This is a genomic window from Rhizobium sp. AP16, from assembly GCF_000281735.1.
GTDB lineage: Bacteria > Pseudomonadota > Alphaproteobacteria > Rhizobiales > Rhizobiaceae > Rhizobium > Rhizobium rhizogenes.
In genome coordinates this window covers 14,125-40,467 of record NZ_AJVM01000073.1, presented here as the reverse complement: position 1 = coordinate 40,467, position 26,343 = coordinate 14,125, and the positions used below count along the sequence as shown (strand labels likewise).

Genomic DNA, 26,343 nt, shown 5'->3' with positions numbered 1-26,343 from the left:
GGTGCGGATCGTCGGCGGTGAGTTTCGCGGTCGGTCGCTTGCGGTTCCGAAGTCGAACGATATTCGTCCGACGGCGGACCGCACGCGCGAGAGCCTGTTCAATATTCTGACCCATGCCTATCCCGAGGCGCTCGATGGCACCCGGATGATGGATATCTTTGCCGGCACCGGCGCGGTCGGCCTGGAAGCCGCCTCGCGCGGCTGCCGTCATGTCCTCTTCGTCGAAAGCAGCGTCGAGGGCCGTGGCCTGCTCTGGGAAAATATCGATGCGCTCGGCCTTCATGGCCGCACGCGCATGATGCGGCGCGACGCCACCGATCTTGGAAGCGTCGGCAATCTCGAGCCTTTCGATTTTCTCTTCGCGGATCCGCCCTATGGCAAGGGGCTGGGTGAGAAGGCCTTTGCGGCGGCTGCCGCCGGCCGCTGGCTGGTGCCGGGGGCGCTCGCGATCCTCGAGGAACGCGCCGATGTCGCGGTGACCGTCGCCCCGGATTTTCTCTTCCTCGAAGAGCGGACCTTCGGCGACAGCAAGATGCATTTCTTCCGTTATCAGCCCCGGCAGGCCTAGCGGCGGAGGGAGACGACCATGGGCGATTATGCTGATTTTGTCGGGAGCGACCATACGCTCGCGACATCAAGCACGCCGAGCGTCGCGGTCGCCTTCGGTTGCGGCGGCGCGCGTGGTCTTGCCCATATCCACATCATCGAGGCGCTGGACGAACTCGGCATTCGCCCGGTTGCGATTGCCGGCGCCTCCATCGGCTCGATCATGGGCGCGGCGATGGCGGCCGGCATGAGCGGCGCGGAAATCCGCGATTATACGCTCGCAACCGTCGGCAATCGCCCGGCCGTGCTCAACAAGATCTGGAGCCTCAGGCCGGCGAGTGTTCGTAAATTCCGGTTCGGCCAGTTCAATCTCGAACGCATCCTGCGCGCCTTCATGCCGCCGGCCTTTCCCGAGGATTTTTCCGAACTGCACATCCCGCTGAAGGTGGTGACGACGGATTATTACGACCAGACTGAAGTAGTGACCGAAAAGGGCGAGCTCTTCCCGGTGCTGGCCGCCTCCGCGGCTATTCCCGCCGTCTTCATGCCGGTCAAGGTCGGCGAGCGCGTGATGATCGACGGCGGCATCATGAACCCGGTTCCCTACGAACATCTGGCCGGGCTTGCCGATATCATCATCGGCATCGATGTCGTCGGTGGACCGGAAGGCGATGGCACCCAGTTTCCGAACCGCATCGAGAGCCTGTTCGGCGCAGGCCAGCTGACCATGCAGTCCAACATCGCCTTGAAGCTGCGGCTGCTCGCCCCGCAAATCTTCCTGCGGCCGTCCGTCGGCCGCACCGGCGTGCTCGATTTCCTGAAGGCCCGCGAAATCCTCGCCATGTCGGCCGGCGTCAAGGACGAGTTGAAGTTCGCCCTTGACCGGGTGATCACCGCGAAGAATTAAGCCCGTTCCGGCTCTTCCTCCGGTAATGCCGAGAGATCGTCGTCGTCGCTGAAGACGTCGGTAGCGCGCTTGGGTTTGACGAGCGGTTCCGGCTTGACCGGCCGTGAGTAGAGCATGTCGCGGCCTGCCTGCAGGCCTTCGCTTGCCTGCAGCACCAGCCGCTGTTCGTCACGCTTGCGGATATCCTCGCCGATCTCAAAGGCCTCGGCTTCACTGACGCCGAGGGCTTCCAGCGTGCGGCGGCCGAAGAGCAGGCCGGATTCCAGCGTCTCGCGCAGCTCGTAATCGACGCCCTTGTTGCGCAGTTCGATCGAGTGGATGCGGTCATAGGAGCGGACGAAGAGGCGTGCATGCGGATAGTCCGTCTGCACCAGTTCGACGATCTTGTCGGTGATCTCGCGGTGATGCGTGCTGACGACGACGATCTTGGCGTGGTCGATGCCGGCCGAGCGCAGCACATCCTTGCGGGTACCATCGCCGAAATAGATGCGGAAGCCGAAGTTGGAGGCCTGGCGGATACGGTCGGCGGAAAAGTCGATGACGGTAACGTCACGGCCACCGGCCAGCAGGATTTGTGCGGCGATCTGGCCGAAACGCGAGAAGCCGATCATCAGCACGTCGGAGCCCGCACCCTCGAAATCCTCGTCCAATTCCTCATGCGTATCGCCGCTGAGCAGGCGCTTGGAAAGCGCCGAGCCGAGCGGCGTCAGCGCCATCGAGAGCGTCACGATTGCGATCAGCATCGAGGCTGTGCTGGCCGAGAATAGCCCACCGCTTGCGCTGGCCGTGCTGAACAGCACGAAGCCGAATTCACCGCCTTGCGGTAGCAGGCAGGCGATGCGGATGGCGTCGTTGTGCGAGGAGCCGGTCACGCGGCAGAGCACGTAGATGACCACGCCCTTGATGACCATCAGGACCGGCACGGCAAGCACGATCAGCACCCAGTTGTCGACAATGACGTCCAGCTTCAGCGACAGGCCGACGGCGATGAAGAAGATGGCGAGAAGCACGCCGCGGAAGGGCTCGATATCCGCCTCCAGCTCGTGGCGATAGGAGGATTCGGCCAGCATCACGCCGGAAAGGAAAGCGCCCATGGCCATGGAGAGGCCGGCGATCTGCATCAGGGTCGCCGAACCCATGACGACCAAAAGGGCGGCCGCAATCATCGCCTCGCGCGCGCCGGTGCGGGCGATGACCTGGAACAGCGGCGTCAGAAGGTAACGGCCGGCAATGATCATCGCCGCGACCGCGCCAACGGCAATGGCAAGGTCCGGTATCGGATTGGTAGCTTCCTTCGGTCCGTCGAGCACGGTGACGAGGGCAAGCAGCGGCACGATCGCCAGATCCTGCAGCAAGAGCATGGAGAAGGAGCGCTGGCCGTATTTCGTGTTGACGTCGCCCTCCTGTTCGAGGATCTGCATCGCGAATGCCGTGGACGACAGCGCCAGGCCGAAGCCGACGATGATACTGCCACGCCAGCCGGTGATATTGGCGAGATAGGCGGCGAGCGTCAGCGCCAGTCCGCTGAGTACGACCTGCGCGGTGCCAAGGCCGAAAATGTCGCGCCGCATCTGCCACAGGCGCGACGGCTTCAATTCGAGGCCGATGATGAACAGCAGGAAGACGACGCCGAGTTCCGCCACCGCAAGCACGGCTTCGCTGTCACCGATGCCGTGCAGCACCGGGCCGATGACGACGCCGGCGGCGAGATAGCCGAGCACGGTGCCGAGCCCCAATTTCTTGAAGATCGGCGCCGTGACGACGGCGCCTCCGAGCAGCATAAGGGTTTCGGTAAAGAGGGCATTCGGCGCGGACATCGTCTGTTTCTTTCTGTGGGGCAGGCGGTGTTGCAGTACATGATCGTCGGAAACAACCATGCGTGACGACATTCGGACAAGAATCGGCTTCGCCGCCCTTGTAGCTTTATGTAGTGCACAATAAATGGAACGCGAAGGAAAGGCCAAATCATGTCCTCAGAAATCGATTCCGCCACTCTGCTTTCCCGCGCCAGCCAATTGATCGACCTCGCCCGGAAAGCCGGGGCGGATGCGGCCGATGCGGTCGTCGTACGCTCGCGTTCGCAATCCGTCAGCGTTCGTCTCGGCAAGGTCGAGGGTACCGAATCCTCCGAAAGCGATGATTTTTCGCTGAGAGTGTTCGTCGGCAATCGTGTCGCCAGCGTTTCGGCCAATCCCGGCTTCGACCTGCAGGCGCTCGCCGAGCGTGCCGTCACCATGGCCACGGTCTCGCCGGAAGATCCCTTCGTCTGCCTCGCCGACGAAACTGATCTCGCCAAAACCTATCCCGATCTCGACCTGTTCGATCCGACCGAGGTTTCGTCGGCCGAGCTGCGCGAGGCGGCCCTTGCAATGGAAGAGGCGGCGCTTGCCGTTCCTGGCGTCAGCAATTCTTCCGGCTCGGGTGCATCAGCCGGCATGGGCGGCATGGTGCTTGTCACGTCGCATGGTTTTGCCGGTCACTACATGGGCTCGCGGTTCAGCCGCTCCGTCAGCGTCATTGCCGGCGAAGGCACCGGCATGGAGCGGGATTATGATTTCGACAGCCGCCTCTATTTTGCCGATCTGGATGCGTCCGAGGAGATCGGCCGCCGCGCCGGTGAACGAGTGATCAAGCGCGTCAATCCGCGCCAGGTTCCGACCGGCAAGGACGTGACCGTCGTTTTCGATCCGCGCGTGGCGCGCGGCTTCGTCGGGCATATCGCCGGCGCGATCAACGGCGCGTCCGTTGCCCGCAAGAGCAGCTTCCTGCGCGACAAGATGGGCCAACAGGTGCTGAAAGCCGGCCTGTCGATCACCGACGATCCGCTGATCGTGCGCGGTTCCGCCTCGCGTCCTTTCGATGGCGAAGGTGTAACCGGCAAGCGGCTGGTGATGATCGAGGACGGCGTGCTGAAGCAATGGTTCCTGTCCACCTCGACGGCCCGCGAAATCGGTGGTCTCAAGACCAACGGTCGCGGCGCGCGTGGCGGTACCTCGGTGTCTCCGTCTTCTACGAATCTGGCGCTGGAGCCGGGCGACATCTCGCCGGAAGAGCTGATCCGCAATGTCGGCAATGGTTTCTACGTCACCGAGCTGATCGGGCAGGGCGTCAACATGCTCACCGGCGAGTACAGCCGCGGCGCCACGGGCTTTTGGATCGAGAACGGTGAATTGACTTTCGCGGTTTCGGAGGTGACGATCGCCTCCAACCTCAAGGACATGTTCATGCGCGTGACGCAGGCAAACGATATCGACCGCGATTTCAGCGTTGCCGCGCCGACACTCGCCATTGAGGGCATGACGCTGGCCGGGCGTTGACTGTGATCCCGAAAAGCGCGCAGTGGTTTTCGGACAGGATCATGGCCAGCACATAGCAAGCCGGAGATTGGAATCTGGGAATGAACGATAGCCGGAAAGGTGACGCTCTGAGCGACCTGAACCTGATCGTCGAGGCGGCGCGTCAGGCCGGCGAAGTCGCTCTTGGCTTCTTTCGGCAGTCGCCCGAGGTCTGGTGGAAGAACGAGGGCCGGTCGCCCGTCAGCGCCGCCGATTTTGCTGCCAATGAGACGCTGGCTTCCATCCTGCGCCCGGCGCGGCCCGGCTATGGTTGGCTTTCCGAAGAGACCGACGACGATGCCGAACGGTTGGCGCATGAGACCGTTTTCGTCGTCGATCCGATCGACGGCACGCGCGGCTTCCTGTCTGGGCTTGATTTGTGGTGCGTCAGCGTCGCCGTGGTCACCAATGGACGACCGACCGCGGGCGTGCTCTACGCACCGGCATTGAACGAATTGTTCGTGGCAACCACGGACGGTCCGGCGCTGAAGAATGGCGAGCCTATCGCCGTTTCCGACCGGACGGGGGAGGCCGTTCATAGGCTGGCCACCACCGAAGAAGCACTTCACGGAGTAAGCCCGGATTTTCGCAAGACCATCGAGCGGGCGAAGCATGTACCCTCGCTCGCCTATCGTCTTGCCATGGTCGCCGACGGCCGGCTTGAAGGGACGATCGTCAAGCGCAACTCCCACGATTGGGATTTGGCCGCCGCCGATCTTATCCTGGAACGGGCGGGTGGCGCGCTGGTCGACCTCTCAGGGCAACCGCTCAATTACAACCGCGCCGATGTCTCCCACGGCGAACTCTGCGGCGCACCGGCTGTCCACTTGTCGGAGCTCCTGCGCCAGCTTGCCCACAGACGAGACAGTTGACGTTTGGGTCAAAATCCCGCAGAGGAAGTGCGGAGGGGGACGACAGCAGAAAGAGACGAAAATGACTGTTACCAGCGACAAAAAACAGCTCCTGCACCTCGTATTCGGCGGGGAATTGGAAAATCTCGAAGAAGTACAGTTCCGCAATCTGAACGAGCTCGACATTGTCGGCATGTATCCCGACTATGCGACCGCGCTGACGGCCTGGAAGTCGAAGGCGCAGCAGACGGTCGACAACGCTCATATGCGTTATTTCATCGTCCATCTGCATCGTTTGCTTGATCCGGACAAGGCATCCTAAAGCCGCGTTTCGCTCCATTTAATATTTGATATTGCCGTCCGGAGGGGCATTGTTGCTTTCAATCCGGTTATCACACGGTATTTTTGACGCAATCGGAACCAAGAATCGGCCGAACTTTCGGCCGTTGAACAATTGGGATTTGGCATCGATGACGATCAGCTTGGATCGGAGGCAGTCGAGATGAGCAGCCTCAGGGCGCGCCTCGCTTTGGGTGCCTACCGCTTTGGCGGCATTGCGATCTATCCGCTGATCGGACCTTATCTCGCGTTCCGCGCCGCCAAAGGCAAGGAAGACAGCTCTCGCCGGCTGGAGCGATCCGGCTATGCCAGCGCCAACCGCCCGCAGGGGCCGCTGGTCTGGTTCCATGCCGCAAGTGTCGGCGAAACCTCGGCGGTCGTTCCGTTGATCCGCGAAATCCGCCGCCGCGATATTCACGTCATTTTGACCACGGGAACGATGACGTCGGCCAAGGTGACGAAGGAACGTCTTGGCGACGAGGTCATCCACCAATATGTGCCGCTGGACCTGAAGCCGGCCGTCAGCCGCTTCCTCGAATACTGGCAGCCTGATTGCGCCATTTTCGCCGAATCCGAGATCTGGCCGGCAACCGTGCTGGAACTCGAGCGCCGGCGCATTCCGCAGATCCTCGTCAATGCCCGCATGTCGGATCGCTCCTTTGCTCGCTGGAGCGGCCATCCGTCACTCTCCGAGGCGCTGTTCGAAAAGCTCGCGCTGGTCGTTGCCCAATCCGATCTCGATGCCGAACGCTTCCGCGATCTTGGTGCACTGCAGGTCATCAAGTCCGGTAATCTCAAGGTGGATACCGACGCGCCGCCCTATGATGCGCCGACGCTCGCCCGCTATATGAAGCAGATCGGCAGCCGCAAGACCTGGGCCGCCGTCTCGACCTTCGAGGGCGAGGAAAATGCCGCCGCCGTCGTCCACAAGACGCTGACGGAGCATGACGGCCAGCTCACCATCATCGTGCCGCGCCATCCCGAGCGCTGCGACGCGATCGAGGCGATGCTCGTCGAGCAGGGGCTGAAGGTTGCCCGCCGTACCCGCAACGATGTGCTATCGCCGGATGTCGATGTTTTTCTCGGCGACACGATCGGCGAGATGGGCCTCTATCTGCGCCTGACCGACGTTGCCTTCATGGGCAAGTCGCTTTTGAACGAAGGCGGGCAGAACCCGCTGGAGCCGGCCATGCTCGGTTGCGCCATCCTGACGGGCGGCCATGTCCAGAATTTTCGCGACGCCTATCAATTGCTCGCCCGCCGTGGCAGCGCCCGCATGGTGCGCGACACCGAGATGCTGGCGCGCGGCGTGCACTATCTTTTGACCAACGACGCGGCGCGGCGCGGCATGATCGATGCCGGCTTCATCGCGGTGCATGAGATGCGCGGGGCGCTGGCCGCGACCATCAAGGGGTTGGAGCCCTACATCAATCCGCTGACCGTGAAGGCGCGGCTGATGCCGAAGACAATGGCGCAGGGGTAAGAGGGGAGCATTCCATGGGAGCGGTGAAGCTGGAGGCGATCGCGGGCATTCTGTTCGACAAGGACGGCACGTTGCTCGATTATGACGCGAGCTGGTTGCCGGTCAATCGCGAGCTTGCCCGCATCGCGGCTCAAGGTGACGCAGCGCTTGCCGATCATCTGCTTTCAGCCTGCGGCATGGATCCGGTTACCGGTCATATCGTGCCCGACAGCCTGCTTGCCGCCGGCAATACCCGCCAGATTTCGGAGGGTCTCGTTGCCGCTGGTTCCAAGGTGGACGTGGCGGAGCTGACGGAAAAGCTCGATGCGCTCTTTTCCCATGCTGCCGATTTCTCCGCGCCAGTCACCGATCTCGCCGCGTTCTTCCGTCGGCTGCATGAGCGGGGCTACAAGCTTGGCGTCGCCTCCAGCGACAATGAGCGCTCGATCCGCCAGACGGCCCGCCGCTTCGGCTTCTTGGATTATGTCGATTATATCGCCGGCTACGATAGCGGTTTCGGCACCAAGCCGGAGCCAGGCATGGTGCTCGGTTTTGCGAAAGCGACCGGTCTTGCCCCCGTGCAGATTGCCGTCGTCGGTGACAACAATCATGATCTTCACATGGGGCACAATGCCGGAGTGGGCCTGAAGGTCGGCGTGTTGACGGGCACCGGCTCGCGCGAATCGCTGGCCGCCGCCTCCGATTATTGCCTGAACGACATCACCGAGCTGGAAAGCCTGTTGCCGGCCGCCCAGCCGGCGTAAGTTCGGCACAGGCTTGCTTTTTCATCTGATCTGCCCTTTGTTGCCGCCTTGCTGAGATCGTATGGGGCAACAGCCTACGCGAGACGGGATTAGAGCATGGTATCGGAAGCACCGCCGTTCTGGTGGCGGAAGCCGGATTGGCGGGCCTGGGGGCTTTCGCCCTTTTCCTTCCTGTACGGCCGCGTGGCCGGCCATCGCATGGTGCATGGCCGCCGCGCCTCCGTTCCGGTGCCGGTTATCTGCGTCGGCAATTTCACGGTTGGCGGCGCCGGCAAGACGCCGACGGCGCTGGCGCTTGCCCGCGCTGCCAAGACCAAGGGGCTGAAGCCCGGCTTCCTCAGCCGCGGCTATGGCGGTTCTCTCGACGTGACGACCGTAGTCGATCCCCATGATCACCATGCGACCGCCGTCGGCGACGAACCGCTGCTGCTTGCTCGCGAGGCGCTGACGGTGATCGCGCGCCGCCGTGCCGATGGCGCGGAGCGGCTGGTGCGCGAAGGCGCCGATCTGATCATCATGGATGACGGTTTCCAGAGCGCACAGCTCGCCATCGATTATGCCTTGGTCGTCATCGACGCCACGCGAGGCATCGGCAACGGGCATCTCGTCCCCGGCGGTCCGGTGCGCGCGCCGCTGCGGACGCAGCTGGGTTACACCTCGGGACTATTGAAAGTCGGCGATGGCAATGCCGCTGACCGGATCGTGCGGCTGGCGGCAAGAGCCGGGAAGCCATTCTTCTCCGCATCGATCAAGACGCTGGGGCAGGAGGATCTGCAAGGGCGTAAGGTGCTCGCCTTCGCCGGCATTGCCGATCCCACCAAATTCTTCCGCACGGTCGAGACGCTGGGCGCCGGTATCGCGGTTCGCCGCTCTTTCGGCGATCACGAGCATCTGGAAGAGGATGAGATCGCCGATATTCTCGACGTTGCAGATCGAGATGGTCTCGAGATCGTCACCACCTCCAAGGACTATGTCCGTCTGATCGGCCACCACGGTCGCGCCGATGAACTCCTGGCACGCTGCCGCGTCATCGAAATCGCGATGGTCTTCGATGACCCTCACGCGCCGGAGCTGATCATCGACCGGGCGATCGCCGCGGCACGGGAACGCCGGCTGCGGGAAGGTTGGACTGGAAAAACCCTTCTCCCCAGCGGGGAGAAGTAGAGACTACCGCTTCTGGTTCGGAAGCACGCCGGCGCGTTTGTCGGCTTCGAGCGACGACATCACGTCGGCATAGGGTTCCTGCCGGGCGACGCTCCAGTAGCGCAGCTCGTCGAGCGCGATATGCTGGCCGGTCATGGCGCAAACGACATAGGACCCCGGCATGAGGATCTGGAAATCGCCGTCGAGATAGCGAACCTTCGCCTCGCGGTTTCCATGTCCCTCAAAAAGATTCATCTGCTGCCGTCCTCAATATTGGTCACTTGTTTGCCATAACGCGCCAAGCCGGACTTTTCCAGCTCTTTTGACGATACTGGTGCTCAGCTTCGTCCGAACAGCCGTTCGATGTCCGAGAGCTTCAGCTCTATATAGGTGGGCCGGCCGTGATTGCACTGGCCAGAGCCCGGCGTTGCCTCCATCTGGCGCAGGAGCGCGTTCATCTCCTCCGGCCTCAGCCGCCGGCCGGAGCGCACCGAGCCGTGGCAGGCCATGGTGGCGGCGACATATTCGAGCTTCGCGGCAAGACCGGAGGCCGTGTCCCACTCGGCGATCTCGTCGGCCAACTGCCGGATCAGCCCTTGCGCATCCACTTCGCCGAGCATGGCCGGCGTCTCGCGCACGGCGATTGCGCCGGGGCCGAAGCGCTCGATGGCAAGGCCGAGCTCGCCCAGCTCATCGGCAAACACCATCAGCCGGTCGCAATCCTCTTCCGGCAGATCGACGATCTCGGGAATGAGCAGGACCTGTGAAGACAGGCGCTTGGAATGCAGCGCCTTGCGCATCTCCTCGAACACCAACCGCTCATGCGCCGCGTGCTGATCGACGATGACGAGGCCGTCATCGGTCTGCGCGACGATGTAATTCTCATGCAACTGGGCGCGGGCAGCACCGAGCGGAAAGCGGGCCGGCTCTTCTGACTGCGTCGGCTCGACGAATGGCGTGCTCTCGGCGCGGGCGGTCGGCATGGTCAGGCCGTCGAAGGCGGCTTGCGGCCGTTCCCTGAAACCATATCCGTTGGTCACCGCCGGCTGATAGGGCCGCGATGGCGAAGCCTCGGGCGTCCAGGGCGCGCTCGGAGCGGATGGCCGCCATCCCGGCTGGAAACCGGAGGTGAAGGCACGCAGCATACCGTCGGCGCCTGTCGTGGCGGCGCGGTCGCCCTCACGCGCTAAAGCCTCGCGGATGGCGCCGACGATCAGGCCGCGCACCAGGCCCGGATCGCGGAAGCGGACATCGGATTTCGCCGGATGCACGTTGACGTCGAGGAGGGCCGGATCGAGGGTGATGGACAGAACGGCAATGGGATAGCGCCCAGACGGGATGGTCTCGGCATAGGCACCGCGGATCGCCGACAGGATCAGCTTGTCCTGCACCGGCCGGCCGTTGACGAAGGCATATTGATGCGCCGAGTTGCCGCGATTGAAGGTCGGCACGCCGGCAAAGCCGGTGAGGCGCACATCTTCACGTTCGGCGTCGAGCTCGATCGCATTGTCCTTGAAGTCCTTGCCGAGCACCTGCGCCATGCGGGCGAGACGGTCGTCGCCGGTCGCGGGGAATTCCAGTGTCGAACGGTCGCTGCCCGACAGGACAAAGCGCACCTGCGGAAAGGCGATCGCCATGCGCTTGACGACTTCGGTGATCGCCGCTGCCTCAGCCTTTTCGGTCTTCAGGAATTTCAGCCGCGCCGGTGTCGCAAAGAACAGATCGCGCACCTCGACGATCGTGCCCGGATTGGCCGCGGCCGGGCGCAGATGCAGCACCTTGCCGCCCGCCACCGCGATCTCGGCACCGCCGGCGCTGCCGACCCTGCGGCTGGCGATCGACAGCCGCGCCACCGAGCCGATGGAGGGTAGGGCCTCGCCGCGGAAACCGAGCGTACGGATATCGTCCAGAGTGTCGGAAATCTTCGAGGTGCAATGCCGCTTGATGGCAAGCTCAAGATCCGCCTGTTCCATGCCGGAGCCGTTGTCGCTGACCCTCAGCAGCGCCTTGCCGCCACCGGCCGTCGCGATTTCGATGCGGGTCGCGCCGGCGTCCAGGGCATTTTCGATCAGTTCCTTGGCAGCGCTCGCCGGCCGCTCGATGACTTCGCCGGCGGCGATCTGGTTGATCAGGGTTTCCGAGAGTTGTTTGATGGTCATCTTTTCATTTTCGTGGATTCGCGACGAACTGGAAAGAGAAAACGCTATTAGCCTTTCGTCATCCACCCGATTCAGGTTGGGGGCTTTGTTCACCAATTTAATCAATGATTAAGGGAAAGATGACAGGTTGCCCTTGGAAAACTTGAAATGATTGCAGGTGGCGCGCTTTTTGCGCGCATACGGCTCTTGGCGGCAGGTTGGTGGCCGTCATCTCTTCATGAGCCGGCTTCCGCCTGTTTCAAGCACCCATGCCAGCATGATGTTTCCACAAATTGATCTCGAGAGCTATCGCGGCTCTCAAGCTTTGGCGTGCCGTAATCGGATAGATGTAGGAAGCGGACGAATGACTGCCGAGATTGGCAAGGCAGCCTTTGCAGTGATGACTGAAGATGTGCCGTCGGACGGCAATCTGCAGGCGGCGCTGTTCGATGCCGTCTGCGACGGGCTTTCCAGCGCCGTCCTCGTCTATGACAAGAACGACCTGCTACTGTTTGCCAGCCGCCACGTCCTGAGTTTCTTCCCGATCCCGCCGCAATTCCTGCAACCGTCGACACGTCTGCGGGATTATCTCGGCGCGGTTTTCGATACCGGCGTGCGGCATCCGAACGGCCAGACGAAATCGACAGTGACGCGCGACGATTGGATCTCGCAGCGCATTGCCTCCCATTGGCGCGAGCGGTTCGAGACGACGGAGCGCCTCGGCGCGGATCGCTGGGTCCGCTTCGTCAAGCGCCGGTTGCCATCGGGGTTTGGCGTCTGCATTCTCTCCGACATTTCCGAGGTAAAAAAACGCGAGGAGCAGTGGCGCATCGATATGGAGCGCGTGCAGCTCACCGAGGATATTCTCGATAACCTGCCGTTTCCGCTGTTCGTCAAGGACTGCAACATGGTCTATGTCGCAGTCAACAAGGCGTTCAGCGACAAATACCAGACCACGCCGGAGGAGGTGCTGGGCCGGAAGGGCGCCGATCTCTTCTCCACCGACCTCGCCAATCGTTTCGAGGAAAGCGACCGGCATGTCATCGAGACCGGCGAAATGTCGATCACGCATCAGCGGCAGATCTCCCGCGATGGCATCGAGCGCGACGTGGTCACCAGAAAGCAGCGCATCGGCAAGCCTGGCCGCTATTTCCTCATTGCCACCATGCAGGACCTGCTGAAGGACGGAGCCGATTTCGACGAATTCGCACTCGCCTCGGAGATCAAGGAGAATAGCGATCGCTCCTACCGGCGCGCCTATGTGCCGATGGCAGCACTTCAGACCTTATCGCGCCGCCCTCCGGCCATGGAGACCTTCGTTCCCGAGAATTTCTCTGGCCGCAAGATCCTGGTGGTGACCAGCGATCTCGCCGCCGAAACGGCTGCGGTGAAGATGCTCGCCAAATACGGCTTCGACACCTGCTCGGTCCACAATGAAAACGAGGAGGCGGCGTTCCTGGATGTCGCAAGTTCTCTCGGGGTCAAGATCGACCTGGTGATCGTCGACAACCAGCTCGGCAATCGCGGCGTCGAACTGGCGGAGCGTCAGAGTATCCCGGCGCTGTCGCTGGACGGCTCGCAACTCGCCTCCGAACTCACCTTCCTGATTGCGCGGCACTTCAACCGCAATATCCGCCGCAAGCCGGGGGAGAGTGCTGAAGGCGGAGTGGAGGACTGGCAGATCGCGGCCGGCGGAGAAGAGCACGGCTTGCAGATCCTGGTCGCAGAGGACAACGACATCAACCAGATCGTCTTCTCGCAGATCCTGGAGGGGCTCGGTTACCGCTACATGATCGCGCCGAACGGTGATGAGGCCGTGCGGCTCTGGAACGAGCATCGCCCGGAGCTGGTCCTGATGGATATTTCCCTGCCGGGTCTGAATGGTTTTGAGGCGGCGCGGCTGATCCGCCGCAGCGATAAGGAAAGCGGAACACACACGCCGATCATCGGCGTATTGACTCAGGCTTTCGAGCGTGACCGCAAGGAATGCGCCGATGCCGGCATGGACGATGTCATCCTGAAGCCCGTCAGCCCGGATATTCTTGAAACCGTGTTCCAGAAATACATGCGTGGCAGCCGTAAAGCTCAGGCCAGGCAAGTCTCATAACTGCCAGCCCCAATGAACAGATATCGCCCGTATGGAATGACCGAAGTCTTGCCATCCTTTGTTAAGACTTCGTTGTCATGCTCTTTGGCGGGTGGAGAAAATGTCGGGACTGAACATGAAATCGGCTGAAATACCGCTCGCGCCAGTCAGTCAGAACGAGCTGCAGGCGATGGCTTATACCGACCCGCTGACGGGTTTGGGTAATCGCCACCGCATGCGCGATCGGGCACGGCTGCTTTCGGTCGAGCGTGCCAGCGATCCCGCGCCCTTCACCATCGGCATCGTCAACCTCGATTCCTTCAAGCCCATCAACGATCTCTTCGGCGTCGAGGCCGGCGACGAAATCCTGTGTCAGGTCGCCCACCGCCTCAAGGCCTGTATTCCCGACGGCGCCACCGTGACGCGCCATGATGGCGACGAATTCGCCTTCGTGCTGCCGCTGGTCTTCGAGCGTGTCGGTGCCGAAAAGTTCGGGCAGATGATCCGAGAAGTGCTGTCGGCGCCCTATGATCTCGGCGATCGCAACGTTCGCCTGTCCGCCTCTTTCGGCTTTGCCATCTATCCCTTCGCCGGCGAGGAATTCGACGATCTGCTGAAAAACACCGAGACCGCGCTCTATCGCTCCAAGCGCCGCGGCCGTGGTCAGATCACCGTCTATTCCAAGGAAATCGCCCAGGAGATGAAGCGCGCGACGCAGCTCGAACAGGCGCTGCGCAATGCCATCATTTCCGACGCTATCGATGTGCATTTCCAGCCGATCGTCTCGCTTGCCAGCAGCGCAGTTCTCGGTTTCGAGGCCTTGGCGCGCTGGAACGACGCCGATCTCGGCTTTGTCTCGCCCGCCGTCTTCGTGCCGCTCGCCGAGGAGCGCGGGTTCATCGATGCTCTCTCCGAGACCTTGCTGCGCAAGGCGGCCGAGGCGGCGCTCTCCTGGCCGCGCGAACTGTTCCTCTCCTTCAATCTGTCCTCGGCACAATTGATGGATCCCGGCACGAGCAGCAGCATCCTTGCTATTCTCGGCCGCGTCGGGCTCGATCCGCATCGCCTGGAGCTGGAGATCACCGAGACAGCCGTCATGAGCTCGGCCGAAACGGCAAACCGCATCATTGCCGACCTCAGGGCCGCCGGCGTCCGCATTTCGCTGGACGATTTCGGCACCGGTCAATCCAGCCTCGGCCGCCTGCGCGAATTCATCTTCGACAAGGTGAAGATCGACCGCGCCTTCGTTTCGCGCATCAATTCGGATCGCGCCTCCGAACACATCGTCAAGGCGGTCCTTGCCATGTGCGAGGGGCTCGACCTTGAAGTCGTCGCAGAAGGCATCGAGGACCACGCCGAGGCGGCAAAGCTCAAATCGCTCGGCTGCGCCATGGGGCAGGGCTACTATTACGGCAAGCCCGCCGATAGCACCGCCACCCTGCGCTATCTCCACGGAAATTGATCACAAGCCGAGCGGTGCCGCACCTCGGCGCGTCTTGAAGCTATGGCAATGGCAGTTCGTGGACCTGCTTGATTGTTTCCATTGGAACGTCGGTCTTGACGCTCTGGACGCTGGGTATGCGTGTCAGATGGTCGGCCTGAAAACGCCAATAGCTGTGGAGATCGGCGGTCACGATCCGCATGATGGCGTCGCATTCACCGGTCGTCAGGTAGCATTCGACGACCTCGGGGAATTTTCTGACCGTCTCCGCAAACTGATGGGTAATCTCGGCGTCCTGCGTTTTGAACCAAACGCGCGCGAACACCGTAAGACCCATACCGACTTTTGCCGGATCGAGTACGGCAACATAGCGATCGATGACGCCCGATTCTTCCAGCAGCCGTACCCTGCGCAGGCATGGCGAGGGTGAAAGTCCTACTTCCTTGGCCAGTTCCACATTCGGAATCCGCCCATTGCGCTGGAGCGCGCGAAGTATGCGCCGGTCGATGGCGTCTAGCGCTACTGGCATCATCTGCTCCTATATTCGATATAGACGCTATAATATGCCAATATTATGCAAGCTTGAGGCTGTCTTCGCAAGCCAATTGCGCAACGTTTGGCCTATCGTTCCAAGATACTAACACTGGGAACGAAAATCACTCATGATCAAAGATATCAAGAAGATCGTGCTCTCCTATTCGGGCGGCCTGGACACCTCGATCATCCTCAAATGGCTGCAGGAGACCTACAAATGCGAGGTTGTGACCTTCACCGCCGATCTGGGGCAGGGCGAGGAGCTCGAGCCGGCGCGCGCGAAAGCTGAGATGCTCGCGATCAAGGACATCCGCATCGTGGATGTACGTGAAGAATTCGTGCGCGACTTTGTCTTCCCGATGTTCCGCGCTAATACCGTGTATGAAGGCCAGTATCTGCTCGGTTCCTCCATCGCCCGTCCGCTTATCGCAAAGCATCTCGTCAGGATCGCCCAGGACGTGGGTGCCGATGCCATCTCCCATGGCGCCACCGGCAAGGGCAACGATCAGGTCCGGTTCGAATTGACCGTCAACGCGCTCGACCCGTCCATCAAGGTCATTGCGCCGTGGCGCGAGTGGAACATTCAGTCCCGTACCCAGCTCATCGACTATGCCGAACGGAACCAGATTCCAGTCCCCACGGACAAGCGCGGCGAGGCGCCATTCTCGATTGACGCGAATTTGCTGCACACCTCGTCCGAGGGCAAGGTTCTGGAAGACCCGGCCGATATCGCGCCGGACTATGTCTATCAGCGCACGGTCGATCCGGTAGATGCGCCCAATGTGCCCGAGATCATCACCATCGGCTTCGAGAAGGGTGACGCGGTTTCTCTCAACGGCGTCAAGCTATCACCGGCGACGCTGCTGACCAGGCTCAACGAACTGGGTGGCAGGCATGGGGTGGGGCGGATCGATCTGGTCGAGAACCGGTTTGTCGGCATGAAATCGCGCGGGGTTTACGAGACGCCTGGCGGTACGATCCTGCTCGCCGCGCATCGTGGGATCGAATCGATCACGCTCGACCGTGGTGCGGCTCACCTGAAGGACGAGATCATGCCGCGCTATGCCGAGCTGATCTACAACGGTTTCTGGTATGCGCCGGAGCGGGAGATGCTGCAGGCGCTGATCGACCGGAGCCAGACCCATGTTGCCGGGGAGGTGACGGTAAAGCTCCATAAGGGCTCGGCCAGCGTGATTGCGCGCAACTCCTCCAATTCGCTCTATTCGATGGATCTCGTAACGTTCGAGGAGGGTTCGGGCAGCTACGATCATCACGATGCCGAGGGCTTCATCAAGCTCAACGGGCTGCGATTGAAGACCTTGGCGGCGCGCAATAAGAGGTTGGGACGTTAAAGGCCAAACGGCGGCCCATGAGGGCCGCCGTTTTTCACTGTTGCGCGAGAACCTGCGTTACTTATTGGTCGTCGACGAGGTCGTCGTGCTGTCGGTACCGGGTACCGCCGCCGGCATGCGTGCGGCCTTTTCGGAGGCCTGCGCGGCAAGCGTCTTGAACTCGGGCGCTGCCTTCAGCGCATCGGCTGTTTCGGTGGTCGTCAGCTTGACGCTGCCGTCCTCGACATTCTGCGTAGCCGTGATCTTGTCGAAGGGAACGGCGACGTTCTTCTGGCCCATGCCAAGGAAACCGCCGACGCCGACGACTGCAGCGACAACACCGCCCTGCTTCAGCAGGACCAGGTCGTTGATGCTGCCGATGCTTTCATTCTGACCATTATAGACCGACTGGCCGATATAGGTCTTGGCGCTGATCTGATCCGCCGACTGCTCGGTCAGATAGCCACCGGCCTGCGCCGTCGTGGTTGCCGGTGCCGTGGCTGGTGCCTGGGCATCGTTCTGCGGCATCTTGGTGGTGTCGGGCGTTGCCGGTGCAGTCTGCGTCAGCGGCGCGTCGTTGCCGGTCGACGGTTGCTGTGCCTGGGCGAAGGCCATGGGTGAGAGGACAGATGCTGTGGCAAAGACCGCGCCAACAGCGACGGAGGTAAATAGTTTGCCGGTCATCGTGAACCTACCTTTCATTCAGATGGGCATGCTCCCCGGCTCGGGCGGCGCCACTTTTTTGGCTGACCATCATCGTGCCGGTTCGGTAGAGGAACTGGTCGAGGAGGGGTTTGGTTCCGGAAAAAGTTGCAGAAAACGGCACTGCATTGCCCTGAGGCGGAAAAAATATAATGGAAAATCAATTTGTTATGAAAGGATGGGTGCAACTAAAAGAAGGCGATCCGATAGGCCGGTTGCGGCGGGGATGCTTCGGCTCCTGGCGCAGGGCGGCTCTATCCGAGCGCCCTGGCCTGTGTTTTCCAGTGTGCCGTCCTCGCGGTGATCGCGACCGCTGGAGAGACGGCAAACTCGATCAGATCTTGTAGGGCGGATCGAAAACGCCTTTGACCACCGGGCCAAGCTCAAGAAGCGCTCCGGCCTGTGGTTGTGTCGAGCGGGCGTCTTCATCGAGACCTTCCCAGGCCGTCGTCACCGCCAGGCGATCGGCATCCTTTCCGACAAAGGCAGGGCAGGAGGGTTGCGCGGCCGGCACGCGATAGCGCTCGATGCGCAAGCCGTCCGGGCTGTAGCGATCGACGAAACCCGAACCCCAGCGCGCGTTCCAAATATAGCCGTCGGCATCGCAGACCGAGCCGTCAATGCCACCCGGATCCTCCATGCTGTCAACCAGAACGATGGGCTCGCCCGTCGGAAGCCCGGTTAGAGGGTCGACCATTACCCGCATCAGCTGGCTGACGCGCGTATCGGTGAAGTAGCCCATGGTGCCGTCGGGAGAAAAGCAGATCGAGTTCGGAATGCTGATCTGATCGAAAATCTTCGTCACCTTGCCGCCGGCGACGTGATAGATGGCGCCCGCCTGCATTTCGGCGCGCTTGCCCATGGTGCCGATCCACAGCGAACCGGAGATATGCGTACGCCCGTCATTGGAGCGGTTCTCCGGCTTGTCCGCCTCGATGGCGGCATAAAAAGTCAGCTCGCCGGTTGCGACGTCGCGCAGAAACAGACCTTCTTCGGTGGCGATCAACTGCCGCCCGGCATCGATGCGGGCCAGCACGCTCGCCATCATCGGCAGCTCGTGCACCTGCTTCTTGCCGGTCGCAAGATGCAGCTCATGCAATTCCTTGCCGAGAATGTTGAACCACCAGACCGTATCGGTATCTGGATCATAGGTCGGCCCTTCGCCCAGCACCGAAGCGGTGTCGGAAAGAATGGTGCCCTGGAAATCGTGAATCGCGGTCATATGCTCAAGCTCCTATGGCGGCGTCATAGGCGTAAATGGTGACCTTGGCGCGTTCGGCAACCTCTGCCGTCGTCATTCCCGGCTTGTAGAGGCTGGTGCCGAGACCGAATGCGAGGATGCCGGCCTTGGTGTAATCGGCGAAATTCTTGTCCGAAACGCCGCCAACAGCGGCGATCACGAGTTCCGGCGGTAGCACGGCGCGGATGGCGGTGATGCCGGAGGCGCCGAGCACGCCTGCCGGGAAAAATTTAAGGCCCGTCGCGCCGGCGCGGGCCGCGGCTAGCGCTTCCGTGGCGGTGAAGACGCCGGGCATCGTGACCATGCCCTTGTCGCGACCACGGCTGATGACGGCGGGTTCGACATTCGGCGTCACCAGCAGCTTGCCGCCGGCGGCATCCAGCCTATCGACATCTTCGACCGTCAGCACCGTGCCGGCGCCGATCAGGCAATCGGCGGGCGCCAGCTTGGCGGCGATCTCGATCGAGCGGAAAGGCTCCGGCGAGTTCAACGGGATCTCGATTGCCGTCAGGCCGGCCTCGATCAGCGCGCTGACGATATCAGCGGTCTCCTCCGGCTTGATGCCACGGAGGATGGCAATGAGAGGGCGCTTCATGGAAGGGAAGGGGACGCGGGTCGTCATCAGCGTGTTCTTTCGTTGTTCGGCCAGATTGCCTTGGCGGCGGCGGAAAGCCCGCGGCGGACGGCGGCATCGGCGTCGACAGTCGTATAGGTGAGGGACAGGGTGCGGAAGGCATCCTCATAGAGCGCCTGCAGGCGTCCGGAGGCGACAAGGGTGATCGTTGCCCCTTGGCCGGCGGATGACAGCGCACCGGCGATTTCGGCGCCGATCAGCGTGCCGGAAATCAGCGCCTGCGCACCGGCTGCCGTCAGGCCATGCAGAAGCTGGCCGGCACGGGCGGTGAAGAGCAGGTTGGTGGCGAGCGACGGCTTCTTGAAGGCAGCCTTAATCGCGGTTTCGAAGGCGGCACTATCGGCCGGCAGCTCGGCGGCGCCGGCAACGGCGTGCGAGAGGATGCTGTGCTTGGTGATGACATCGAACAGCTCGCCGGTCATGAAGGTCGAAAAGCCGATGACCTGGCCATTGACCACGCGCACCCATTTCGAATGCGTTCCCGGCATGCAGACGATCTGCTCGCCCTTGGCATCGGCCGGGATCGCGCCGAGCAATTGCGTTTCCTCGCCGCGCATGACGTCCGGCACATCCTTGGCGCGCTGCGCAAGGCCCGGCAGAATGCGGACATCCCGCGCTTGACCGGGCACGGAGACGGCGCCGGTGAGGATGGCGGCAAGCGATGTCGGCGTATCGATATAGCCGGCTTCCACCCAGCCCTGACGCGCGCCGGCCATGCCGCAGACGATAACGGGAAGGTTGTCGGGTGCGGAAAGGGCGGTCAGATGCGATTGCAGCACTTGGGCAAAGCCGGTCTGCGCCGCCGATGTCATGCCTTCGCCGCTGCGGCGCTCGCCGAGAATGCTATCGTCCTCGCCGATCAGCCACAGCCGAAAACTGCTGGTGCCCCAGTCTACCGCTACATATGCGGGCCTTGTCATTAGAATATGCCTCCGTCGACAATGATGGACTGCGCGGTGATGCTGCCCGAGCAGTTGGATGCGAGAAAGAGAGTAGGGCCGACCAGATCGGTGGCCTTAAGCACATGCTTGAGGCACTGGCGCTCGATTGTCTTGGCGATGCCTTCCTCGGTGAGCCAGAGTTCCATCTGCCGTTCGGTGACGACCATGCCCGGCAGGATGGCATTGACGCGGATGTTTTCCGGGCCAAGACGACCGGCGAGGCTCTTGGTCAGGCCAATGACACCTGCCTTGGCCGTTGCATAGGAGGAAAGCTGCGGCTGGTTCATCTTGATGACGATCGACGAGAAATTGATGATCGACCCGCCGCCGGAAGCCCGCATGCCGGGTGCCGCCGCCTGCGAGACGAAGAAGACCTGCTTGAGGTTGATCGCCTGGCTGTTGTCCCAGTATTCCTCGGTCGTCGTGTCGAAGTCGTGGCGGTCGTCCCAGGCGGCATTGTTGACAAGAACGCCGATCGCGCCGAGATCGGATTCGACGGCGGCAACCGTGCTTTTGATATTGCCGACATCACGCAGGTCGGCATGATAGAAGGCGACGGGATGCGCCGATTGCGCCGACAGCCGGGCGGCAAGCGCCTTGCTCGGCTCCTCGGCAATGTCGATGAAGGCGACTTTGGCGCCCTGTTGCGCGAAAGCCTCGACAAGTGCTGCGCCGATGCCGGAGCCACCGCCGGTGATCAGGACGGTGCGATCCTTCAGATCGGGAAATTGTGCCTGTGCCTCGGTCAAATTCCTCTCCCTCCCTGGATCGGTAATAGATTCTGGTGTTTCTTTGCTGATAGTTCCATTATTCGGAACCAGATTTGACTATGTGGAATTATCGGATTACCCTTCGACCATGTCAAGGACGTGACGGAGCGCCGCTGACACAATGAGGCGATCGTGAATGTGAAGCAGGACGATACTATGGGCAATGCCCGCCGCGTCCGGGAGACCGGTACGCTCGGCAAGCTTATGGCGCTGCTCGACCTCGTTGCGCTAGCTGATTATCCCATGCGCTTCACCGACATTTTATCGCTGTCCGACCAGCCGCGTGGCACGCTGCATCGGCAATTGTCGCACCTGGTCGAGGAGGGGTTGCTGGAGATCGATCGCGATGGGCGTTATCTGCCCGGCATCCGGCTCTTGAGCCTCGCCTCGCGCAGCTGGGCGCGCAATGAATTCCGCACCATTGCGGAGCCGCATCTGCGGCTTCTGCAGGAGCGGACTGGCGAGACCGTGCATCTCGGTGTCCTGCGCGGCATCGAGGTCATCTATCTCGACAAGGTCGAGGGACGGCAATCCGTGCGAATGTATTCGCAGATCGGCAACGCCTCGCCGGCCTATTGCACCGGCGTCGGCAAGGCGGCGCTTTCCGTGCTGGACGATGCCACCATCGAGGCCAGTCACGCCGGTCTTCAGTTTCACGCCTATACCGAGCATACCCATCGCGGCGTGGCGGATCTTCTTGCGGATATCGCCGCCATCAGGGTGCGCGGCTACGCTTTTGACCGCGAGGAACACGAGAGCGGCATATGCTGCGTCGCCGCGCCGATTCGCTCGGACGACGGCAATATGCTGGCCGGCGTCTCGGTGACCGGGCCTGCTTATCGCGTCACGCCCGAAAAGTTGGAGGAATGGGCGCCTCTGGTCAGGGTTGCCGCGGCTTCGATCATGCAGGATATGCACAGCCGTTTGGGTCCGAAGCGCTAGTTTTGCCGCTTTTTCTCGATACTCATGCGAAATCGATTGATTTTACGTTTACGTGCACTGGACCTTGGCCGGTTTACACGTTTATTCTGTATTCTCTGTAAAGAAGCGCCGATGAACTGTACTTCTGGACGAATACCTGGGCCATCTTCGGGGGGAGTTTGGCGAAATGCTTTACCGGGCGCCGTCGGAAAGAATGCCGCAGCGGGCGAGATCTTTATTTATATTTCATCAAGCGCCGATGTTTCGACGTTTGTGTGATGGCCCGGAGGCGTGGGGGCAGCGAGTTCGAACTTCTTCCCCTGTCTCTCCTTTATGTAAAGAAGACTGACGATGGCAGCATTGGTGCAGGTAGGACGGTCCCCTCGTGGTGAAGATTACATTGACGAAATCGCCGGTCTGAAAACTCAGTTCGACGTTTTTCGCTTCATGAAGCGCGTGACCGATGCCTATCGTTGCCGGGCTTTCATGGTCGTGAACCTGCCGTCGCTTACGTCATTCGAGCTGCAGAGCAATTCGGTGATCAACAACTGGCCGGCCGAACTGCTGACGGTCTATGACCAGGAAGGGCTGTTGCGCAACAGCACCGTGTCGCGGCGCCTGCGCGTTTCGACATTGCCCTTCGTCTACGACACCGCGGCAAACACCAATCGCGATGACAGCAAGATTCAGCTCAGGGCTTCTTTGTTCGAACGTTTTCGGATGGCGCGGAGCATCTGTTTGCCGACCCATGACGCATCCGGCATTCGCGGCGCTGTCATACTCTCGGGCGATCGCGAAGCCTTCACGGCTGAGGAGACCAAGGACCTCTGCTATATCGCGATCCATGTCTTCGACAGGCTCGCTGAAATCCGCAACCTTGACGTCCGTATCGTCGATACGCTGACCGACCGCGAGCTCGATTGCCTGAACTGGACGGCGGCCGGCAAGACCAGCGCCGAAATCGCCGAAATCCTCACGCTCTCGGAACATACGGTCAATCATTACCTGAACCGTGCAACCAAGAAGCTGGATACCGTCAACCGCACCCAGGCGGTCGCCAAGGCGTTGCGTGTCGGGTTGATAAAATAGATAGCATGCAAACAAGTATGAGGCCGGACGGAATTCGGGCAGTTTTCTGCGCGAATTTTGTGCGCTGCCTATAAAATTTGCCTGCATTGTTTGCGACGCGCCATGGGCCGAAATTGCCAGCGTCTGGTCAACCATTTGAAAAAGAATGATTTTTCAAAATCATCGAAACTGGCATGCTTTCTGCATCGCGATATGCAGAGGTCCAGAGGGGACTTTGATAACAGCGCCAATGAATGTGCGCGGATCAGGCAGCCGTCGTCGATACCATAGTCGTTGCTTCTCCCGGCGACAGGTCTTGACGGCGGCTGTTGCTTATTTGGCACGTCCTTGAGTTCAACGGACATTGCGAAGCGATTTTTCGCCGACTTGCCCTATTCCTTTCCAGACTTTGCTTTATCTCGGCCCCCGCAAATCTTTTGCGTCTCCAAGCGAGCGTTGCGGCTGGTAGGGTTATAAAACCCGGCGGACCTGCCGGCCGCAACGAACTCAGCCACTTTTGTCGATCGTCCCCCTGAATTTTGTTTGGCGAAGCCCCGCCACTCCACTATCTAAGCCTGAGAGATCCGGAGTGCTTGCCCGATGCGGCGCGCAGAGGATCGAAATCGCGCAGTGAGGATGGAATGGCTGGCATCACCAAGGAACAGGTTCTGGATACGCTGAAGACCGTTCGCGGACCGGACCTGGAGCACAATATCGTTGAGCTCGGCATGGTGTCGGATGTCTTCATCTCCGACGCCAAGGTGTATTTCTCGATCACCGTTCCGGCCGAGCGCGCCAAGGATCTGGAACCGATGCGCCTTGCGGCCGAGCGCGTCATCAAGGAAATGCCCGGCGTCAAGGGTGCCATGGTCGCGCTGACCGCGGACAAGAAGGCCGGCGGCGCACCGACTGCGCGTCCCGCTCCACCGCAACCACAGTCGCACGCTCATCCTCATTCGTACGCGCCTGCTCCGCAACAGCAGCCCCGCGCCGGCAAGATCGGCGTTCCCGGTGTTGGCGCCATTATCGCCGTCGCTTCCGGCAAGGGCGGGGTCGGCAAGTCGACCACAGCGGTCAATTTGGCGCTTGGATTGCTGGCCAACGGCCTGCGCGTCGGCATATTGGACGCCGATATCTACGGCCCGTCCATGCCGCGCCTCCTGAAGATCTCCGGCAAGCCGTCGCAGATCGATGGCCGCATCATCGTTCCCATGGAGAATTACGGTCTCAAGGTCATGTCGATGGGCTTCCTCGTGGAGGAGGAAACGGCGATGATCTGGCGCGGGCCGATGGTTCAATCGGCGCTGCTGCAGATGCTGCGCGAAGTGGCCTGGGGCGAACTCGACGTTCTCGTGGTCGACATGCCGCCGGGCACCGGCGATGTGCAGCTGACCATGGCGCAGCAGGTGCCGCTGGCCGGCGCCGTCATTGTCTCGACGCCGCAGGATCTGGCGCTGATCGACGCCCGCAAGGGCCTCAACATGTTCCGTAAGGTCGAGGTTCCGCTCCTCGGTATCGTTGAAAACATGAGCTATTTCATCGCTCCGGACACCGGCGCCCGTTACGATATCTTCGGCCATGGCGGCGCGCGCAAGGAAGCCGAGCGCATTGGCGTCCCCTTCCTCGGCGAGGTGCCGTTGACCATGGGCATCCGCGAGACGTCCGATGCCGGCACGCCGCTGGTTGCCTCCGACCCCAGTGGTATTGTTGCCGGCATCTATCGCGATATCGCCGCCAAGGTCTGGGCGCAGGTCAGCAACACGCCTCTGCGCGCTGCACCCTCCATCGTCTTTGAATAATTCGTGAAGGTTCGTGCCGGCGACGATCGGCGTGATTGCCTTGCCCGCATCATGTGCTATGACTTCGCAAATCGGAAAGCTGCGGTGAAAACGCGCATTGAAGGGGTTGTGGCTTGATTCTTTGCGCGCTTTGCTGCATATGCGCCGCCGGCGTGAATTTGGTCGGGCATATTGGATGATGGCCGTCCGCCGCATGATGTCTTCGTCTCGCCCGAGCGATCGGCGTTGTTTATGACGAGCGAAGAATTGGTACAGCAGCGCAATCAGCATGGACACGGATTCCCAGCCGGTTTGGCGGGATACGCCCGGAGTTTTATGAGTTTTCTTCATTGGCCATTGGTAGGATCGCAGCCGGAGCGCATAAAGCGCCCTAGCTATAGCTTTGCCTGCGCCGTGCCGGGAGCGATGCGTTGATCACGGCCTACTGTTCCGACTGTACCTCGCTCGAACTGACAAACCTTTCGACCCTTGCCCAATTGCCGGACAATGCCGTCTGGATCGACATGGTCGAACCGTCTCGCGAAGAGGAAACCAATATCGAGCGCCTGCTGGGGCTCGAGGTTCCGACCCGCGAGGATATGAAGGATATCGAGCCATCCGCCCGGCTCTATGTCGAGAATGACGCGGTCTTTCTGACGGCTTCGCTGCTGTGGAAGGCCGATACCAATCTACCGATGCTGACCGACGTCGCCTTCATCCTGACAGGGGACCGCCTAGTTACCATCCGCTATGCCCGGCCGAAATCCTTTGCGCTGTTCATCGCTGCCCTGCAGCGGATTCCGAACGAACGGATGACCGGCACCTCGCTGCTGGCCAAACTTCTCGAAACAATTATCGATCGCACGGCCGAGGTTCTTGAACAAACGGTTGCGGGCATCGATATATTGTCGGTGCATGTATTTGGCGACCGCGTGAAGAAAATCCGTCGTCCGGCAAACTACCTGGAAGAGAAGCTGAAGGATATTGCAGGCTACCATCGTACACTCAGCAAGGTGCGGGATAGCCTGAGTTCATTGTCGCGGCTTTTAGTCTTCCTCAATACCATACCTGCCATGCAGCAGGATCAAGAGGCCAAGGAATTGTGCCGTAACGTCGCGCGGGATGTGCAGTCTCTATCCGAGCATGCCTCTTTCGTGGCTGGCAACATTACCTTCCTCCTGGATGCGTCGCTTGGCCTGATCAATATCGAGCAGAACTCGATCATCAAGATTTTCTCGATCGCCTCCGTGGTTTTCCTGCCCCCGACGCTTGTGGCGTCGGTCTATGGTATGAACTTCGAGCTCATGCCGGAATTGCATTTTGCCTACGGATACCCGGCATCGTTGTTGCTGATGGTGGTGTCCGCCATCGTTCCGTTTTTCTTTTTTCGCTGGAAAGGCTGGCTCTGAGAG

Annotated in this window: 24 protein-coding genes; 15 read left to right on the top strand and 9 right to left on the bottom strand. The window is 61.2% G+C overall.

All coding sequences use genetic code 11. The features are described from left to right. The first annotated feature begins 1 nt into the window (after position 1). Positions 2-568 (top strand): 16S rRNA (guanine(966)-N(2))-methyltransferase RsmD, encoded by a 567-nt coding sequence (gene rsmD, locus PMI03_RS24425; protein WP_007699787.1) that lies wholly within the window; start codon positions 2-4, stop codon positions 566-568. 18 nt (positions 569-586) lie between these two features. Continuing rightward, complete coding sequence (locus tag PMI03_RS24420; protein ID WP_007699784.1) at positions 587-1,453, top strand: patatin-like phospholipase family protein; 867 nt, start codon at positions 587-589, stop codon at positions 1,451-1,453. Here the strand turns inward: PMI03_RS24420 and PMI03_RS24415 are convergent. Continuing rightward, entirely contained in the window at positions 1,450-3,270 is a 1,821-nt protein-coding gene (locus tag PMI03_RS24415) for a monovalent cation:proton antiporter-2 (CPA2) family protein (RefSeq protein ID WP_039974653.1), read from the bottom strand. The genes PMI03_RS24420 and PMI03_RS24415 overlap by 4 nt on opposite strands. 150 nt (positions 3,271-3,420) lie before the next feature. Here PMI03_RS24415 and PMI03_RS24410 point away from each other — a divergent pair, with 150 nt between their 5' ends. The 6 genes from PMI03_RS24410 (at position 3,421) to lpxK (ending at position 9,368) form a co-directional block, all read left to right on the top strand. Then, complete coding sequence (locus tag PMI03_RS24410) at positions 3,421-4,770, top strand: TldD/PmbA family protein (protein ID WP_007699778.1); 1,350 nt, start codon at positions 3,421-3,423, stop codon at positions 4,768-4,770. Positions 4,771-4,850: 80 nt separating this feature from the next. Beyond that, positions 4,851-5,660, top strand: coding sequence for a 3'(2'),5'-bisphosphate nucleotidase CysQ (locus PMI03_RS24405; protein WP_007699775.1), 810 nt, complete (start codon positions 4,851-4,853; stop codon positions 5,658-5,660). 61 nt (positions 5,661-5,721) lie between these two features. Further along, the gene (locus PMI03_RS24400; protein WP_007699772.1) at positions 5,722-5,961 is read left to right on the top strand and encodes a DUF4170 domain-containing protein; all 240 of its coding nucleotides are present in this window, start codon (positions 5,722-5,724) and stop codon (positions 5,959-5,961) included. A 180-nt stretch (positions 5,962-6,141) separates the two neighbouring features. Next, complete coding sequence (waaA, locus tag PMI03_RS24395; protein WP_007699769.1) at positions 6,142-7,461, top strand: lipid IV(A) 3-deoxy-D-manno-octulosonic acid transferase; 1,320 nt, start codon at positions 6,142-6,144, stop codon at positions 7,459-7,461. A 14-nt stretch (positions 7,462-7,475) separates the two neighbouring features. Further along, the gene (locus PMI03_RS24390) at positions 7,476-8,204 is read left to right on the top strand and encodes an HAD family hydrolase (RefSeq protein WP_007699766.1); all 729 of its coding nucleotides are present in this window, start codon (positions 7,476-7,478) and stop codon (positions 8,202-8,204) included. A gap of 96 nt (positions 8,205-8,300) precedes the next feature. Then, on the top strand, positions 8,301-9,368 hold the full coding sequence (gene lpxK, locus PMI03_RS24385; RefSeq protein WP_007699761.1) for a tetraacyldisaccharide 4'-kinase: 1,068 nt from the start codon (positions 8,301-8,303) through the stop codon (positions 9,366-9,368). 3 nt (positions 9,369-9,371) lie between these two features. Here the strand turns inward: lpxK and PMI03_RS24380 are convergent, their stop codons facing one another. Further along, positions 9,372-9,602, bottom strand: coding sequence for a DUF2093 domain-containing protein (locus PMI03_RS24380; RefSeq protein WP_007699749.1), 231 nt, complete (start codon positions 9,600-9,602; stop codon positions 9,372-9,374). An 83-nt stretch (positions 9,603-9,685) separates the two neighbouring features. Continuing rightward, on the bottom strand, positions 9,686-11,506 hold the full coding sequence (mutL, locus tag PMI03_RS24375) for a DNA mismatch repair endonuclease MutL (RefSeq protein ID WP_007699746.1): 1,821 nt from the start codon (positions 11,504-11,506) through the stop codon (positions 9,686-9,688). A 343-nt stretch (positions 11,507-11,849) separates the two neighbouring features. On the opposite strand from mutL, the gene PMI03_RS24370 reads away from it, so the two are divergent. Continuing rightward, positions 11,850-13,592: a response regulator gene (locus PMI03_RS24370; RefSeq protein ID WP_007699744.1), complete on the top strand. Its 1,743-nt coding sequence runs from the start codon at positions 11,850-11,852 to the stop codon at positions 13,590-13,592. Between the two features lie 115 nt (positions 13,593-13,707). Then, positions 13,708-15,033, top strand: coding sequence for a bifunctional diguanylate cyclase/phosphodiesterase (locus PMI03_RS24365; RefSeq protein ID WP_007699742.1), 1,326 nt, complete (start codon positions 13,708-13,710; stop codon positions 15,031-15,033). 40 nt (positions 15,034-15,073) lie between these two features. On the opposite strand, the gene PMI03_RS24360 is transcribed toward PMI03_RS24365, so the two are convergent. Further along, the gene (locus PMI03_RS24360) at positions 15,074-15,541 is read right to left on the bottom strand and encodes an Lrp/AsnC family transcriptional regulator (RefSeq protein ID WP_007699740.1); all 468 of its coding nucleotides are present in this window, start codon (positions 15,539-15,541) and stop codon (positions 15,074-15,076) included. A gap of 136 nt (positions 15,542-15,677) precedes the next feature. Between PMI03_RS24360 and PMI03_RS24355 the strand changes: the two genes are divergently transcribed. Beyond that, positions 15,678-16,898: an argininosuccinate synthase gene (locus PMI03_RS24355; RefSeq protein ID WP_085946437.1), complete on the top strand. Its 1,221-nt coding sequence runs from the start codon at positions 15,678-15,680 to the stop codon at positions 16,896-16,898. A gap of 57 nt (positions 16,899-16,955) precedes the next feature. On the opposite strand, the gene PMI03_RS24350 is transcribed toward PMI03_RS24355, so the two are convergent. From PMI03_RS24350 to PMI03_RS24330, 5 genes are all read right to left on the bottom strand, one after another. Further along, the gene (locus PMI03_RS24350) at positions 16,956-17,561 is read right to left on the bottom strand and encodes a PRC-barrel domain-containing protein (RefSeq protein ID WP_007699734.1); all 606 of its coding nucleotides are present in this window, start codon (positions 17,559-17,561) and stop codon (positions 16,956-16,958) included. 352 nt (positions 17,562-17,913) lie between these two features. After that, a complete protein-coding gene (locus PMI03_RS24345; RefSeq protein ID WP_007699729.1) occupies positions 17,914-18,801 on the bottom strand; it encodes an SMP-30/gluconolactonase/LRE family protein in 888 nt (295 codons plus the stop codon). Between the two features lie 4 nt (positions 18,802-18,805). Continuing rightward, positions 18,806-19,441: a 2-dehydro-3-deoxy-6-phosphogalactonate aldolase gene (locus PMI03_RS24340; RefSeq protein WP_007699727.1), complete on the bottom strand. Its 636-nt coding sequence runs from the start codon at positions 19,439-19,441 to the stop codon at positions 18,806-18,808. After that, positions 19,441-20,373: a 2-dehydro-3-deoxygalactonokinase gene (locus tag PMI03_RS24335; RefSeq protein ID WP_007699725.1), complete on the bottom strand. Its 933-nt coding sequence runs from the start codon at positions 20,371-20,373 to the stop codon at positions 19,441-19,443. The genes PMI03_RS24340 and PMI03_RS24335 overlap by 1 nt, the downstream gene beginning before the upstream one ends. Then, positions 20,373-21,143: an SDR family NAD(P)-dependent oxidoreductase gene (locus tag PMI03_RS24330; protein ID WP_007699719.1), complete on the bottom strand. Its 771-nt coding sequence runs from the start codon at positions 21,141-21,143 to the stop codon at positions 20,373-20,375. Before PMI03_RS24330 ends, PMI03_RS24335 begins: the two co-directional genes overlap by 1 nt. Before the next feature lie 177 nt (positions 21,144-21,320). On the opposite strand from PMI03_RS24330, the gene PMI03_RS24325 reads away from it, so the two are divergent. The 4 genes from PMI03_RS24325 (at position 21,321) to PMI03_RS24310 (ending at position 26,340) form a co-directional block, all read left to right on the top strand. Beyond that, entirely contained in the window at positions 21,321-22,106 is a 786-nt protein-coding gene (locus PMI03_RS24325) for an IclR family transcriptional regulator (protein WP_007699717.1), read from the top strand. A gap of 330 nt (positions 22,107-22,436) precedes the next feature. Further along, a complete protein-coding gene (locus PMI03_RS24320; RefSeq protein WP_007699714.1) occupies positions 22,437-23,174 on the top strand; it encodes a LuxR family transcriptional regulator in 738 nt (245 codons plus the stop codon). Positions 23,175-23,794: 620 nt separating this feature from the next. Further along, positions 23,795-24,952, top strand: a complete 1,158-nt coding sequence (locus PMI03_RS24315) for an Mrp/NBP35 family ATP-binding protein (protein WP_007699713.1) — start codon at positions 23,795-23,797, stop codon at positions 24,950-24,952. 410 nt (positions 24,953-25,362) lie between these two features. Beyond that, positions 25,363-26,340 carry a magnesium transporter CorA family protein gene (locus PMI03_RS24310; protein ID WP_007699712.1) on the top strand — a complete coding sequence of 326 codons (978 nt, stop codon included), beginning with the start codon at positions 25,363-25,365 and terminating at the stop codon, positions 26,338-26,340. Positions 26,341-26,343 lie beyond the last annotated feature (3 nt).

Coding starts and splice junctions, on each gene's coding strand:
- PMI03_RS24420 (WP_007699784.1), top strand. CDS start 587: ATGGGCGATTATGCTGATTTTGTCGGGAGCGACCATACGCTCGCGACA.
- PMI03_RS24415 (WP_039974653.1), bottom strand. CDS start 3,270: ATGTCCGCGCCGAATGCCCTCTTTACCGAAACCCTTATGCTGCTCGGA.
- PMI03_RS24410 (WP_007699778.1), top strand. CDS start 3,421: ATGTCCTCAGAAATCGATTCCGCCACTCTGCTTTCCCGCGCCAGCCAA.
- PMI03_RS24405 (WP_007699775.1), top strand. CDS start 4,851: ATGAACGATAGCCGGAAAGGTGACGCTCTGAGCGACCTGAACCTGATC.
- PMI03_RS24400 (WP_007699772.1), top strand. CDS start 5,722: ATGACTGTTACCAGCGACAAAAAACAGCTCCTGCACCTCGTATTCGGC.
- waaA (WP_007699769.1), top strand. CDS start 6,142: ATGAGCAGCCTCAGGGCGCGCCTCGCTTTGGGTGCCTACCGCTTTGGC.
- PMI03_RS24390 (WP_007699766.1), top strand. CDS start 7,476: ATGGGAGCGGTGAAGCTGGAGGCGATCGCGGGCATTCTGTTCGACAAG.
- lpxK (WP_007699761.1), top strand. CDS start 8,301: ATGGTATCGGAAGCACCGCCGTTCTGGTGGCGGAAGCCGGATTGGCGG.
- PMI03_RS24380 (WP_007699749.1), bottom strand. CDS start 9,602: ATGAATCTTTTTGAGGGACATGGAAACCGCGAGGCGAAGGTTCGCTAT.
- mutL (WP_007699746.1), bottom strand. CDS start 11,506: ATGACCATCAAACAACTCTCGGAAACCCTGATCAACCAGATCGCCGCC.
- PMI03_RS24370 (WP_007699744.1), top strand. CDS start 11,850: ATGACTGCCGAGATTGGCAAGGCAGCCTTTGCAGTGATGACTGAAGAT.
- PMI03_RS24365 (WP_007699742.1), top strand. CDS start 13,708: ATGAAATCGGCTGAAATACCGCTCGCGCCAGTCAGTCAGAACGAGCTG.
- PMI03_RS24360 (WP_007699740.1), bottom strand. CDS start 15,541: ATGCCAGTAGCGCTAGACGCCATCGACCGGCGCATACTTCGCGCGCTC.
- PMI03_RS24350 (WP_007699734.1), bottom strand. CDS start 17,561: ATGACCGGCAAACTATTTACCTCCGTCGCTGTTGGCGCGGTCTTTGCC.
- PMI03_RS24345 (WP_007699729.1), bottom strand. CDS start 18,801: ATGACCGCGATTCACGATTTCCAGGGCACCATTCTTTCCGACACCGCT.
- PMI03_RS24340 (WP_007699727.1), bottom strand. CDS start 19,441: ATGACGACCCGCGTCCCCTTCCCTTCCATGAAGCGCCCTCTCATTGCC.
- PMI03_RS24335 (WP_007699725.1), bottom strand. CDS start 20,373: ATGACAAGGCCCGCATATGTAGCGGTAGACTGGGGCACCAGCAGTTTT.
- PMI03_RS24325 (WP_007699717.1), top strand. CDS start 21,321: ATGGGCAATGCCCGCCGCGTCCGGGAGACCGGTACGCTCGGCAAGCTT.
- PMI03_RS24320 (WP_007699714.1), top strand. CDS start 22,437: ATGGCAGCATTGGTGCAGGTAGGACGGTCCCCTCGTGGTGAAGATTAC.
- PMI03_RS24315 (WP_007699713.1), top strand. CDS start 23,795: ATGGCTGGCATCACCAAGGAACAGGTTCTGGATACGCTGAAGACCGTT.